The organism is Chimaeribacter californicus (assembly GCF_002858675.1).
In the GTDB taxonomy this organism is placed as follows: Bacteria; Pseudomonadota; Gammaproteobacteria; order Enterobacterales; family Enterobacteriaceae; genus Chimaeribacter; species Chimaeribacter californicus.
The window spans coordinates 1-12534 of sequence record NZ_PJZF01000010.1; the positions used below are offsets into that span (position 1 = coordinate 1).

Annotated in this window: 15 protein-coding genes; 2 read left to right on the forward strand and 13 right to left on the reverse strand. The window is 56.4% G+C overall.

Annotation, left to right across the window (positions count from 1 at the left end; translation table 11 throughout):
• From CYR55_RS12545 to fkpA, 9 genes are all read right to left on the reverse strand, one after another.
• Window positions 1–186, reverse strand: a 186-nt coding sequence (locus CYR55_RS12545; RefSeq protein ID WP_241522145.1) for a GTP-binding protein, incomplete at its 3' end; no start/stop codon positions are given.
• Between the two features lie 70 nt (window positions 187–256).
• Entirely contained in the window at window positions 257–2371 is a 2115-nt protein-coding gene (gene fusA / locus CYR55_RS12550) for an elongation factor G (protein ID WP_101816468.1), read from the reverse strand.
• A gap of 96 nt (window positions 2372–2467) precedes the next feature.
• Window positions 2468–2938 carry a 30S ribosomal protein S7 gene (rpsG, locus tag CYR55_RS12555; protein WP_005969574.1) on the reverse strand — a complete coding sequence of 157 codons (471 nt, stop codon included), beginning with the start codon at window positions 2936–2938 and terminating at the stop codon, window positions 2468–2470.
• A gap of 96 nt (window positions 2939–3034) precedes the next feature.
• On the reverse strand, window positions 3035–3409 hold the full coding sequence (gene rpsL / locus CYR55_RS12560) for a 30S ribosomal protein S12 (RefSeq protein WP_072927415.1): 375 nt from the start codon (window positions 3407–3409) through the stop codon (window positions 3035–3037).
• A gap of 131 nt (window positions 3410–3540) precedes the next feature.
• Complete coding sequence (tusB, locus tag CYR55_RS12565; RefSeq protein WP_101816469.1) at window positions 3541–3828, reverse strand: sulfurtransferase complex subunit TusB; 288 nt, start codon at window positions 3826–3828, stop codon at window positions 3541–3543.
• Window positions 3829–3838: 10 nt separating this feature from the next.
• Window positions 3839–4198, reverse strand: coding sequence for a sulfurtransferase complex subunit TusC (gene tusC, locus CYR55_RS12570; protein WP_101816595.1), 360 nt, complete (start codon window positions 4196–4198; stop codon window positions 3839–3841).
• Between the two features lie 11 nt (window positions 4199–4209).
• Complete coding sequence (tusD, locus tag CYR55_RS12575) at window positions 4210–4596, reverse strand: sulfurtransferase complex subunit TusD (RefSeq protein ID WP_165699591.1); 387 nt, start codon at window positions 4594–4596, stop codon at window positions 4210–4212.
• Between the two features lie 2 nt (window positions 4597–4598).
• A complete protein-coding gene (locus tag CYR55_RS12580; protein ID WP_165699585.1) occupies window positions 4599–5321 on the reverse strand; it encodes a helix-turn-helix transcriptional regulator in 723 nt (240 codons plus the stop codon).
• A 253-nt stretch (window positions 5322–5574) separates the two neighbouring features.
• A complete protein-coding gene (gene fkpA, locus CYR55_RS12585; RefSeq protein WP_101816472.1) occupies window positions 5575–6426 on the reverse strand; it encodes an FKBP-type peptidyl-prolyl cis-trans isomerase in 852 nt (283 codons plus the stop codon).
• Between the two features lie 267 nt (window positions 6427–6693).
• On the opposite strand from fkpA, the gene CYR55_RS12590 reads away from it, so the two are divergent.
• On the forward strand, window positions 6694–6912 hold the full coding sequence (locus CYR55_RS12590) for a protein SlyX (protein ID WP_101816473.1): 219 nt from the start codon (window positions 6694–6696) through the stop codon (window positions 6910–6912).
• Between the two features lie 120 nt (window positions 6913–7032).
• Here the strand turns inward: CYR55_RS12590 and slyD are convergent, their stop codons facing one another.
• The 4 genes from slyD to kefG form a co-directional block, all read right to left on the reverse strand.
• The gene (gene slyD / locus CYR55_RS12595) at window positions 7033–7620 is read right to left on the reverse strand and encodes a peptidylprolyl isomerase (RefSeq protein ID WP_101816474.1); all 588 of its coding nucleotides are present in this window, start codon (window positions 7618–7620) and stop codon (window positions 7033–7035) included.
• Window positions 7621–7714: 94 nt separating this feature from the next.
• On the reverse strand, window positions 7715–7918 hold the full coding sequence (locus CYR55_RS12600; protein ID WP_072927427.1) for a YheV family putative zinc ribbon protein: 204 nt from the start codon (window positions 7916–7918) through the stop codon (window positions 7715–7717).
• 163 nt (window positions 7919–8081) lie between these two features.
• Window positions 8082–9890, reverse strand: coding sequence for a glutathione-regulated potassium-efflux system protein KefB (gene kefB, locus CYR55_RS12605; protein WP_101816475.1), 1809 nt, complete (start codon window positions 9888–9890; stop codon window positions 8082–8084).
• Window positions 9891–10442, reverse strand: coding sequence for a glutathione-regulated potassium-efflux system ancillary protein KefG (gene kefG, locus CYR55_RS12610; protein ID WP_165699586.1), 552 nt, complete (start codon window positions 10440–10442; stop codon window positions 9891–9893).
• Between the two features lie 145 nt (window positions 10443–10587).
• Here kefG and CYR55_RS12615 point away from each other — a divergent pair, with 145 nt between their 5' ends.
• Window positions 10588–12492 (forward strand): ABC transporter ATP-binding protein, encoded by a 1905-nt coding sequence (locus CYR55_RS12615; RefSeq protein WP_101816477.1) that lies wholly within the window; start codon window positions 10588–10590, stop codon window positions 12490–12492.
• The last annotated feature ends 42 nt before the right edge of the window (window positions 12493–12534 follow it).

A 12534-nucleotide genomic window follows, 5' to 3' on the forward strand; every position in this document is an offset into this window, starting at 1 on the left:
GGTGATACCACGTGCTTTTTCTTCCGGTGCGTTATCGATCTGGTCGAAAGCACGCGCCTGGCCACCGAATTTCTTAGCCAGTACGTTGGTGATTGCAGCAGTCAGGGTAGTTTTACCGTGGTCAACGTGGCCGATAGTACCAACGTTAACGTGCGGTTTTTTACGTTCAAATTTTTCTTTAGACACGGCTATATTCCTTAATCTTGTGCTCCCCCCTGATGGAGAGAGCACGGGATCATTGTGTTAAACCCGAGACTTATTTACCACGGGCTTCGATGACGGCCTGAGCGACGTTGTTCGGTGCATCATCATACTTCAGGAATTCCATAGTGTATGATGCGCGACCTTTGGTCAGAGAACGCAGCTGAGTTGCATATCCGAACATTTCAGACAGCGGCACTTCAGCGTGGATCTTAACGCCAGTGACTTCGGATTCCTGACCGCGCAGCATACCGCGACGACGGCTCAAGTCACCGATAACATCACCGGTGTTCTCTTCCGGCGTTTCTACCTCAACCTTCATGATTGGCTCAAGCAGAACTGGTTTAGCTTTCTTAAAGCCATCTTTAAAGGCGATAGACGCAGCCAGTTTAAACGCCAGTTCAGAGGAGTCAACGTCATGGTAAGAACCGAAGTGCAGACGCACGCCCAGATCAACAACCGGGTAGCCAGCCAGCGGACCGGCTTTCAGCTGCTCCTGGATGCCTTTATCAACGGCAGGGATGTATTCACCAGGAATTACACCACCTTTGATGTCGTTGACAAACTCGTAGCCTTTCGGGTTCACACCCGGCTCCAGCGGGTACATGTCGATAACAACATGACCGTACTGACCGCGACCACCAGACTGCTTGGCGTGTTTACCTTCGATATCGGTAACTTTCGCGCGAATTGCTTCACGGTAAGCAACCTGAGGTTTACCTACGTTCGCTTCAACGTTGAATTCACGCTTCATGCGGTCAACGATGATGTCGAGGTGCAGCTCACCCATACCAGCGATAATGGTCTGGTTAGATTCTTCGTCAGTCCATACGCGGAAGGACGGGTCTTCTTTCGCCAGACGGCCCAGAGCCAGACCCATTTTTTCCTGGTCAGCTTTGGTTTTCGGCTCTACTGCGATGGAGATTACCGGCTCAGGGAATTCCATACGCTCCAGAATGATCGGCGACTCTGGGTCACACAGGGTGTCACCAGTAGTTACGTCTTTCAGACCGATAGCAGCAGCGATGTCGCCTGCGCGAACTTCTTTAATTTCTTCACGTTTGTTAGCGTGCATCTGAACGATACGACCGAAACGCTCACGTGCAGCTTTCACGGAGTTCAGTACGGTATCACCAGAGTTAACCACACCGGAGTACACGCGGAAGAAGGTCAGGTTACCCACGAACGGGTCGGTAGCGATTTTGAACGCCAGTGCAGCAAACGGCTCTTCATCGCTGGCGTGACGCTCAGCCGGGGTATCTTTACCGTCGTCCAGCATGCCGTTAATGGCAGGAACGTCGGTCGGTGCCGGCAGGTAGTCAACTACCGCATCCAGCATCGCCTGAACACCTTTGTTCTTGAACGCAGAACCACAGGTAACCAGGATGATTTCGTTGTTCAGCACGCGCTGACGCAGAGCAGTCTTGATCTCTTCCTCGGTCAGCTCGTCGCCGCCCAGGTATTTTTCCATCAGCTCTTCAGATGCTTCAGCTGCGGATTCGATCAGGAACTGATGCCATTCTTCAGCCAGGTCCTGCATGTCAGCCGGGATCTCTTCGTATTCGAAGGTCACGCCCTGGTCTTCATCGTTCCAGTTGATGGCTTTCATTTTCACCAGGTCAACAACACCGGTGAATTTCTCTTCAGCACCAATAGCCAGCTGCAGCGGAACCGGAGTCGCGCCCAGACGGGATTTGATCTGGCCTACAACTTTCAGGAAGTTAGCACCCATACGGTCCATTTTGTTAACGAACGCGATGCGTGGAACTTTATATTTGTTAGCCTGACGCCATACGGTTTCAGACTGCGGCTGAACACCACCAACCGCACAGTAAACCATTACCGCACCGTCAAGTACGCGCATGGAGCGCTCTACTTCGATGGTGAAGTCAACGTGTCCCGGGGTGTCGATGATGTTGATGCGGTGCGCATCAAATTGCTTCGCCATACCAGACCAGAAGGCAGTGGTTGCAGCAGAAGTAATGGTAATACCACGCTCCTGCTCCTGAGCCATCCAGTCCATGGTGGCGGCGCCGTCATGAACTTCACCGATTTTGTGGTTTACACCGGTGTAGAACAGGATACGTTCGGTAGTCGTGGTCTTACCGGCGTCGATGTGAGCACTGATACCGATGTTACGATAGCGTGCAATGGGTGTTGTACGAGCCATTTGATTCCTCTATCACTAGGACGTTCAAGTTCAGTTAACCCAAGCGGGTTGGCTTCTTGAAGCGCCCGCTTGGTTAGCATAACTACGGCGTGGTGATTACCAGCGGTAGTGGGCGAACGCCTTGTTGGCTTCTGCCATACGGTGAACGTCTTCACGTTTCTTAACAGCAGTACCTTTGTTCTCTGCTGCATCAGAAAGTTCGTTCGCCAGGCGGAGAGCCATGGATTTATCACCGCGTTTACGAGCAGCTTCTACGATCCAACGCATTGCCAGGGCATTACGACGAACCGGACGGACTTCAACTGGTACCTGATAAGTAGAACCACCAACGCGGCGAGACTTAACTTCTACAGTCGGGCGCACGTTGTCCAGAGCTACTTCGAAAGCTTCCAGATGGCCTTTACCAGAACGCTGAGCCAGGGTCTCCAGCGCGGTATAGACGATTGCTTCAGCAGTAGATTTCTTACCATCTACCATCAGGATATTTACAAATTTGGCCAGCAGCTCAGATCCGAACTTAGGATCCGGCAGGATTTTACGTTGACCAATGACGCGACGACGTGGCATGGAATTACTCCGTTGTTAATTCAGGATTGTCCAAAACTCTACGAGTTTATTTTGACATTAAAGTGAAAATGTTTGGCCTTACTTAACGGAGAACCATTAAGACTTCGGCTTCTTAACGCCGTACTTAGAACGAGCTTGCTTACGGTCTTTAACGCCGGAGCAGTCAAGTGCGCCGCGGACGGTGTGGTAACGCACACCTGGCAGGTCTTTTACACGACCGCCACGGATCAGGATCACGGAGTGTTCCTGCAGGTTGTGACCTTCACCGCCGATGTAGGAGGTGACTTCAAAACCGTTGGTCAGGCGAACACGGCATACTTTACGCAGTGCGGAGTTCGGTTTTTTCGGGGTGGTGGTATATACGCGGGTACATACACCACGTTTTTGCGGGCAGGCTTCCAGCGCCGGAACGTTGCTTTTCGCAGCCTTCACAGAGCGTGGTTTGCGTACCAGCTGGTTAATCGTTGCCATTAAAAAAGCTCCTGGGTTTGCTTCGTAAACACGTAATAAATCGCCTCGTATGCGGATAGGCAAAGTACGAGGACGCAGAATTTTATGGCTGACCATGAAAGGTGTCAAGAAATATACAGCAACTGCTGTAATTACCCTGCGACGTGTTGTGTGTGCTTTACGGTCAGCGTAACGAAAGTAGTATAACCGATCAGCGTGATTTTGTCTGAAATTTGAGCAGTCAGCCCGCGGGCTTCCACGTCCTCTTTCAGTGCATAAAGAGAGATGGGGGCAGCCAGCAGCCAATCAAGAGCGGCGCCGCCTTTTAATGCAGCCAGCACGCCGTCCTGCATCAGCAACAGATCATCCCCCTGCCCGGCAAGGCGCAATAACGTGGGCAGATCGGTCTGGAAAGGAGAGTGGGAAAGCGTAAACAGCATCGGGTATCCGTCAAAAAGTCATTATTACGTCGTAACCGGCCAGCCGCTCACGCAATGCGTCCGGGGCCAGTATGTCAGCGTCCAGTACCCAGGCAAGATCTACCGGCAGGCCACGCGCCTGAAGAGAGGCCTCGCACAGGTAGCACTGCTCCACATCATAAAGCGGCAGAACGCCAAAGGTCGCGATGTAGTTGCGGGCCAGGATTTTTTCCGGGGCCTGATAAGGAAGCAGTTGCAGTACCCCATCGCCCACGAAAAATACCCCTACCTGCTCACTAAGGGCTGACGTCGCGAGCAGAGCATCCAGCCCCTCACGGCCGGCGGATGTGCCGTGCGGCCCTTGGGTGAAGACAAATGCCACACGTTTCATATTCTCTTCCATCAGAATTGCACCAGCCGGTCACAGCTCAGCGCCGCTTCTGCCAGCGCGCCCAGGCCGCTCAGGGTAAACCCCGCCTGCAGGTTAGCTTGCCCCAGAGAGAGTTGCTGCGCCTCATGCTCATCGGTAACGCCGCGACGCAGTGCGGCCGCCACACAGACGTTCAACGCCACCTGATGTTCTGCGCCCAGCCGCTGCCAGGCACGTACCAGGTCAAATTCGTCACCGGCAGGTGCCGTCAGCTGATTGGCATTCAGCACGCCTTCCCGGTAAAAAAAGACACTCTCCAGCCGGTGCCCTTCAGCCACCAGCGCCTGCGCAAACTGCCAGGCGGCACTGGCCTGCTGTGTACCGTAAGCCGGGCCGGTGACCAGTAAGGCATAACGCAGCATCAGCGGTCGCTGCCCAGCAGGTCGCCGCTTTTAAACTGGCGGATATAAAGATAGACCGTATGTTTTGAGATATTGAGCCGGTCTGCCACCTGGTTGATAGCATCCTTGATATCAAAAATCCCTTTTTCATACAGGTTCAGAACCACCTGCCGGTTTTTGGCGTTGTTGGAGACATTACGGTCAGCGTTAACTTCTTCAATAGTGAACTCCAGCGTCTGGGCGACCAGATCGTCTACTGACGAGGCGAAGTTGACTGAAGAGCCCACCTCCTGCGCCTCCGGCGGCATAAAGGTCTGCATAATCTGGGAGAACGGCACATCCAGATTCATGTTGATGCACAACAAACCAATAACCCGCTGCTCATGGTTGCGGATGGCAATGGTCACCGATTTCATTAGTACGCCGCTTTTTGCCCGGGTGAAATAGGCATTAGAGACGCTGCTGTCTGCGCCGGCCATGTCATGCAGCATGCGCAAGGCCAAATCGGTAATCGGCGATCCGATTTTACGGCCGGTATGTTCGCCATTGGCGATTCTTACCGCTGAGCATTTCAAATCCTCCAGCGAGTGCAGGACAATTTCGCAATGCGAACCGATCAGCATCGCCAGCCCATCCACTACGGCCTCATAGGATTTCAGAATTTCATAATCGGTGGCGGTAAAAGGGCGTTGTTCCAGCAGATCAAGGTCGCTGGTTTCGCCAGGTAAGAGCGAATTAGACATCGGAGATACCATCCTCTGTGTAGAGAACCTGCCCGGCTTCCCGCCGGCAGGCTCATCACGCAATATCTTTAGGCCGTCAGTCTAGCAAATCTGCGGGAGTAACGACGCCGGAATTGCTAAAGACGTTATGCCTGTGGGCGAAAGGCGTCAAGTTATCCCCTTCAGCACAGCATGATGAGGTCTTCCGGCAGAAAAGAGACATAAAAAAACCGCCGCCCGGAGGCAGCGGTTTTCAGGGGGAAAGCGGTGTAGTTTACTGCCCTTTGGCGCCCGATTCAGCGCCGTCGTCAGCAGGTTTTTCTGCTTTCGCATCGCTTTTTGGTGCTGCTTTCACATCCAGCAGTTCAACGTTAAACACCAGCGTCGAGTTAGCGGGGATGCCCGGAACGCCGGTTTTACCGTAAGCCAGTTCCGGCGGGATGACCAGCGTGATCTTGCCGCCTTTTTTGATGTGTTTCAGGCCTTCAGTCCAGCCTGGGATGACGCCGTCCAGACGGAAAGAGAGCGGCTCGCCACGGGTGTAGGAGTTATCGAACTCCGTACCGTCAGCCAGGGTGCCCTTGTAGTTCACCACTACGGTGTCGCTGTCTTTCGGCGCATCACCGGTACCTGGTTTCTCTACCTGATACAGCAGGCCGGATTCCGTTTTCTTCACGCCTTTCTCTTTGGCGAACTTATCGCGGTAGGCCTGGCCTTTGGCAGCATTTTCCTGCGCGTCTTTTTCCATCTTCGCCTGGGCGGAAGCTTTTACGCGTGCTTCAAACGCCTGCAGGGTTTGTTCGATTTCCTGATCAGAGAGCTTGCTCTTATCAGCAAACGCATCCTGCACACCGGAGATCAGCTGCTCTTTATCCAGCTTGATGCCCAGCTTCTCTTGCTCTTTCAGGGAGTTATCCATGTAACGGCCCAGGGATGCACCCAGCGCATACGCGGATTGCTGGTCTTCATTTTTGAAGGCGCTGTTGACGGCAGGCGCAGCGGCGGCGGCTGGTGCCGGCGCGGCGGTTTCTGCAGCTTTTGCCGTATCCGCCGCCATCACCTGGGTGGCGCTCAGTGCCATGGCCATTGTTGTTGCCAACAAGGTTACATTAAAAAGTGATTTCATCCATTTCTCCAATGGCTTAGGGGGAAAGCCCCAAGCAACGATTACAAAATTTCTCTGGCTACTATAACTGCCTGCGCGACGGCAAAACAATCTCTATACTCACCAAATGCGTTATATTCCGACCCCCATTACATCAGGAAGTTTCGTTTCCGGCGAATTCCCCCGGTTACCGCGGTGCAAGACACCAGGCAATCTGCGGATAATGCAGGTAGAATCCTGCCCCTTACCCCGATCCGCCGGACCGGCGAATGACAGAGGACAGCAAGTATGGATCAGAACGCCTTCGAACAACGGTTGGAGATGCTGGAAAGCCGCCTGGCCTTTCAGGAAGTGACGATCGAGGAGCTGAATCTGATTGTGACAGAACACCAGCTTGAGATGAGTAAATTGCAGGACCGTTTGCGCCTGTTAACGGACAAATTGCGCGCCGCGCAGCCTTCAGCGATTGCCCATCCTTCAGAAGAGACCCCGCCGCCGCACTATTAATCAGTGGGTGATGTGCGTAATAAGTCAGTGAAGCACAGATAGCAGCGAATCACGCGGGGAAAACGTCAGATTCAGGAAATAAAAAAGGCTGCCTCAGGCAGCCTTTTTTGATGCATCCGCTTAGTGGCAGCCGCAACCGCCGTTACCGCATCCGCCTTTACCATGATCGTGACCGTGGTCGTGATCGTGGTCATGGCCGCCGCAGCAGCCGTCGCCATGGTCATGGCCGTGATGATGGTCGTGCTCGCCGTGAACGTGGCCGTGGGCCAGCTCTTCTTCAGTCGCTTCACGAATCGCCACCACTTCAACGTTGAAGTTCAGGTTCTGACCGGCCAGCATATGGTTGCCGTCAACGGTCACGTGGTCGTCTTCCACATCCGTGATTTCAACCGGCACCTGACCCTGATCGGTATCCGCCATGAAGCGCATGCCAACCTGCAGCTCGTCAACGCCCATGAAGACGTCTTTCGGTACACGCTGCACCAGGTTTTCGTCATAGTTACCGTAGGCCTCGTTCGCGCCGACATGTACGTCGAAACGATCGCCGACGTCATGACCTTCCAGCGCGTTTTCCAGACCTGCGATCAGGGAACCGTGACCGTGCAGATAGTCCAGCGGCGCACTCACCGGAGACTCATCAACCAACACACCGTCTTCTGTACGTACCTGGTAAGCCAGGCTGACCACCAGGTCTTTTGCAACTTTCATGATATCTCCTACCGTTGGAAAGCAAATTGGCGCAGATTGTAGCGGAAATCTGCGGCGCTGTACTCATCAGCATAAAAAAACGCGTCGCGACACGCTACTCAGGATGGAAAATACCGATGACCTGCTCCTGAGGGCGCACATGCTGCTTAACCTGTTCTTCAGTCTGGCGCTGATGATGGCCGCACTTCACACACTCCACCACTTCCACCTGATCCTCGCGCCATAACATCAGGCTGTCCAGCGCCTTGCACTGCGGGCAAACGGCCCCGGCAATGAAACGCTTACGTGTTGCTGACATGCTGTTGACTCCAGAATGAACCGCCATGCCCGGTCTGACTGAGCAGAGGCACCACGGCCGGAAAAAGGTTCTTTCCAATGAAATAAAGCACCGGACGCCACGCCCGGCGCTTCGCACTGACTACCAGTCTAGAACGGATAGGCGCACACCTCAATCCGTGCGGCTATTCATGTTCATCCCAGCCGTCCAGCCGGCGGCGCTCATTGTGCATTTCACGCTCGAAAATATCCTCCAGTTCGCGCCGCGCTTCACGGATGCGGGAGATCTGCGCCACCTCGCCCTGTCGCTGCGGCACCAGCTCGCGCAACATCCGCATATCCAGCCGCCGGAAGTGCTGTTGAGCGCGGTAGGCCTGGTGCGGGTGCATCCCTAAGGTGGTCAGCGCCTTGCGGCCCAGCTCCAGCGCGCTGGAAAAGGTTTCGCGCGAGAAATTGGCCACCCCGGCCTGTAACAGCTCATGCGCTTCCACACGGCCGCGCGCCCGCGCCAGAATCTCCAGGTCAGGAAAATACTGCTGGCATAAGCGCACGATCGCCATGGTGTCTTCCGGATCGTTACAGGTGATCACAATTGAGCGCGCCTTCTCTGCACCGGCGGCGCGCAGCAGCTCCAGTTCGGTGGCATCACCGTAGTAGACGTGATAGCCGTAGCTGCGCATCAGGCTGACGGCGCTGATGTCCCGCTCCAGCACGGTAATGCGCATCTTATTGGCGATCAGCAACCGGCCAATCACCTGACCAAAACGCCCAAAGCCCACCACAATCACCTGGGGATCGTCATCTTCCACATGATGTTGTTCATCCTGCTCCTCTTGCGCGTTATAGCGCCGCGCCAGCAGGCGATCGATATTCTGCATCAGCAGCGGCGTGGTCATCATCGACAGCGTCACCACCACCAGCAGCAGCGCCAGTTGGTCTGATGAAATCACCCGCTGCGCGGCGGCGGCGGAGAAGAGCACAAATGCGAACTCCCCGCCCTGGCTTAGCACACCGGCAAACTGCAGCCTCACAGAGCGGCCGAGGCCAAAGCCCCGCGCCAGCCCATACAGGATGCTGCTTTTTACCAGCACCAGCACCGCGACGCCGATCAGCACCTGCACCACATGGGTGTAAAGCACCCCCAGATTGAGCGCCATCCCCACCGAGATAAAGAACAGCCCCAGCAGAAGCCCTTTGAAGGGTTCAATGGCAATCTCCAGCTCATGCTGGTATTCGCTCTCTGCCAGCAAAACCCCGGCGATGAAAGTCCCCAGCGCCATGGAGAAGCCGAGCGCATCCATAAACAGCGCGGCGCCCAGCACCGTCAGCAATGCCGCAGCGGTGAACACTTCGCGCACCCTGGCGGCCACAATAAACCGCAGCAAAGGCCGCAGCAGGTAACGCCCGCCAATCAGCATGCCGCCGAACGCGGCAATTTTCATGGCGATCCGGCTCCAGTCGTTGTCCCCCTCCCCGGCGCCGGCCAGCAGGGGAATCAGCGCCAGCGCCGGGATCACCGCCATATCCTGGAACAGCAGCACCGAGAAGCCGAGCTGGCCGCCCTCGTTGCGCTTCATGCCTTTGTCCTGCATCAGCTGCAACGCCATCGCAGTGGAAGACATGGCGAGCCCGATACCGCCAATCACCGCGGCCTGCCAGGCAAAATGGGTAAGATAGAGCAGCACACCGAGCACCGCCGCCGTCAGCAGCACCTGCCCGGCCCCGACGCCAAAAATAGATCGCCGCAGTTGCCAGAGTTTGGACGGGTTCAGTTCCAGCCCGATGATAAACATCAGAAACACTACGCCCAGTTCGGAAAAGTGCAGGATCTCCTCGACATCGCGAATCACCCCCACGCCCCACGGGCCGATGGCAATGCCCGCCACCAGATACCCCAGCACCGCGCCGATGCCCAACCGCTGGGCAATCGGCACGGCCACTACGGCGGCAAACAGGAAAATCAGCGCCGCTGTCAGTACATCCGATCCTTCCATTTAACGTCCTCCCTGCGGCAGCGGCGATCGCAGCCAGTCGGCATAGGCACTGGCATAGTTGGCCAGCACATCCGGCGGCTGCCGGCGTGCCCAGTACACCACCATCGGTGACAGCCAGTGCATGCGGCACATCGCCGCGGTAAGTTCAAACGGCCGCAAAATGTCTGACATCGGGCAGCGGTTATAGCCCTGTTCGGCATACGCGCCCTCCGGCTCCCCGGTAGTAATCACCGTGCGCCAGTATTTGCCGTTCAGCGCGTTGCCGCCTGCCCCGCTGGCGAACCCCCGCTCCAGCACGCGGTCCATCCACTCTTTCAGCAGGGCCGGGCAACTATAGGTATAGAGGGGATGCTGGAAGACGATAACGCTATGTTCGCGCAACAGCTGCTGTTCGTGATGGATATCAATAAAGAAATCGGGATAGTGCGCGTAGAGATCGTGCACGGTGACATGCCCGAGCTGCCGGGCCGGTGCCAGCAGAATGCGGTTGGCTACCGAGTCCTGGGATTCCGGGTGGGCGTAGAGCAGCAAAACCTTGGGCGGCTGCGACATCATTCCCTCCAAAGCGTCGTCAGGGTGCGGATTTTCCGTTACCATGCTCCGCAAGATTAAATCAGGACGCCTGGCGTCTGGTTACCACGTATCGTGGTCAGCTTACCGGTCGTTAATTTAACATATTCTGAACATACGGCGCTTTATGATTGTTTTCTCCTCGCTTCAAATACGACGCGGTACCCGGGTTCTGCTGGACAACGCCACCGCAACAGTGAATCCAGGCCAAAAAGTCGGGCTGGTTGGTAAAAACGGCTGTGGTAAATCTACCCTGCTTTCGTTGCTGAAAAGTGAAATGAGTGCCGATGCCGGCAGCGTGACGTTCCCCGGCAACTGGGCGCTGGCGTGGGTGAACCAGGAGACGCCGGCGCTGGATGTCCCGGCGCTGGAGTATGTGATTGACGGCGACCGCGAGTTCCGCCAGTTAGAAGCGGAACTGGCCCACGCCAATGAGCGCAATGACGGCAATGCGATTGCGCTGGTCCACGGCAAACTGGACGCCATCCAGGCCTGGACGATCCAGTCGCGCGCCTCCAGCCTGCTGCACGGGCTGGGCTTCTCCCAGAGCCAGCTTCAGCAACCGGTAAAAGATTTCTCCGGTGGCTGGCGGATGCGCCTGAACCTGGCGCAGGCGCTGGTGTGCCGCTCTGATCTGCTGCTGCTGGACGAACCCACCAACCACCTGGATCTCGACGCGGTGATCTGGCTGGAGAAGTGGCTGAAGAGTTACCCCGGCACGCTGCTGCTGATCTCACACGACCGGGATTTCCTCGATCCGATCGTCGACAAGATCCTGCACATTGAGCAGCAGGCGCTGAACGAATATACCGGTAACTACTCCTCGTTTGAACGCCAGCGCGCCACCAAGCTGGCCCAGCAACAGTCGCTCTATCAGAGCCAGCAGGAGAAAGTCGCGCATCTGCAAAGCTACATTGACCGTTTCCGCGCCCAGGCCACCAAGGCCAAACAGGCGCAGAGCCGCATCAAGATGCTGGAGCGCATGGAGCTGATCGCCCCGGCGCATGTGGATAACCCCTTCCACTTCAGTTTCCGCGCACCGGAGAGCCTGCCTGACCCATTACTGCGCATGGAAAAAGTCAGTGCCGGTTATGGCGAGCGCACCATCCTGGACTCGATCAAGCTGAACCTGGTGCCCGGCTCGCGTATTGGCCTGTTAGGCCGTAACGGTGCCGGTAAATCGACGCTGATCAAGCTGCTGGCCGGCACGTTGCAACCGCAACAGGGCGAAATCGGGCTGGCGAAAGGGGTGAAGCTGGGTTATTTCGCCCAGCACCAACTGGAGTTCCTGCGCGCTGATGAGTCGCCGCTTCAGCACCTGAGCCGGCTGGCCCCGCGTGAACTGGAACAGCAGTTGCGGGATTACCTTGGCGGCTTCGGCTTCCAGGGCGATCAGGTCACCGACAAAACCGAGCGCTTCTCCGGCGGCGAAAAAGCGCGGCTGGTGCTGGCGCTGATTGTCTGGCAGCGCCCTAACCTGCTGCTGCTCGACGAACCCACCAACCACCTCGATCTCGATATGCGTCAGGCGTTGACGGAAGCGCTGATCGATTTCGAAGGTGCGCTGGTGGTGGTCTCGCACGACCGGCACTTGTTACGCTCCACCACGGACGATCTCTATCTGGTGCATGGCGGCAAGGTTGAGCAGTTCGACGGCGATCTGGAAGATTACCAGCAGTGGCTGGTGGATCTGCAACGCCAGGAGAGTCAGCAGGACGCGCCGTCCAAAGAGGCCGGCAGCAACAGCGCGCAGGCGCGCAAAGACCAGAAACGCCGTGCGGCCGAGCTGCGCAGCCAGACGCAACCCCTGCGTAAAAAATTGCTGCAACTGGAAAAGCAGATGGAGAAACTGGGCGCGGAGCTGGCCACTGCGGAGACGTTACTGGGCGACACCGCCCTCTATGACCCAAGCCGCAAAGCCGATCTTACTGCCTGCCTGCAAACCCAGGCGCAGGCAAAATCTGCGCTGGAAGAGGCGGAGATGGCCTGGCTGGAGATTCAGGAGCAGCTTGAGCAGTTTGACGCGGAGTAACCGACGCGGATGCAGACAGAAAAGCCCGGCCATGCCGGGCTT

Excerpts from the sequence above, each read along its gene's own strand:
- fusA (WP_101816468.1), bottom strand. The coding sequence starts at position 2,371 with ATGGCTCGTACAACACCCATTGCACGCTATCGTAACATCGGTATCAGT.
- rpsG (WP_005969574.1), bottom strand. The coding sequence starts at position 2,938 with ATGCCACGTCGTCGCGTCATTGGTCAACGTAAAATCCTGCCGGATCCT.
- rpsL (WP_072927415.1), bottom strand. The coding sequence starts at position 3,409 with ATGGCAACGATTAACCAGCTGGTACGCAAACCACGCTCTGTGAAGGCT.
- tusB (WP_101816469.1), bottom strand. The coding sequence starts at position 3,828 with ATGCTGTTTACGCTTTCCCACTCTCCTTTCCAGACCGATCTGCCCACG.
- tusC (WP_101816595.1), bottom strand. The coding sequence starts at position 4,198 with ATGAAACGTGTGGCATTTGTCTTCACCCAAGGGCCGCACGGCACATCC.
- CYR55_RS12580 (WP_165699585.1), bottom strand. The coding sequence starts at position 5,321 with ATGTCTAATTCGCTCTTACCTGGCGAAACCAGCGACCTTGATCTGCTG.
- fkpA (WP_101816472.1), bottom strand. The coding sequence starts at position 6,426 with ATGAAATCACTTTTTAATGTAACCTTGTTGGCAACAACAATGGCCATG.
- CYR55_RS12590 (WP_101816473.1), top strand. The coding sequence starts at position 6,694 with ATGGATCAGAACGCCTTCGAACAACGGTTGGAGATGCTGGAAAGCCGC.
- slyD (WP_101816474.1), bottom strand. The coding sequence starts at position 7,620 with ATGAAAGTTGCAAAAGACCTGGTGGTCAGCCTGGCTTACCAGGTACGT.
- CYR55_RS12600 (WP_072927427.1), bottom strand. The coding sequence starts at position 7,918 with ATGTCAGCAACACGTAAGCGTTTCATTGCCGGGGCCGTTTGCCCGCAG.
- kefB (WP_101816475.1), bottom strand. The coding sequence starts at position 9,890 with ATGGAAGGATCGGATGTACTGACAGCGGCGCTGATTTTCCTGTTTGCC.
- kefG (WP_165699586.1), bottom strand. The coding sequence starts at position 10,442 with ATGTCGCAGCCGCCCAAGGTTTTGCTGCTCTACGCCCACCCGGAATCC.
- CYR55_RS12615 (WP_101816477.1), top strand. The coding sequence starts at position 10,588 with ATGATTGTTTTCTCCTCGCTTCAAATACGACGCGGTACCCGGGTTCTG.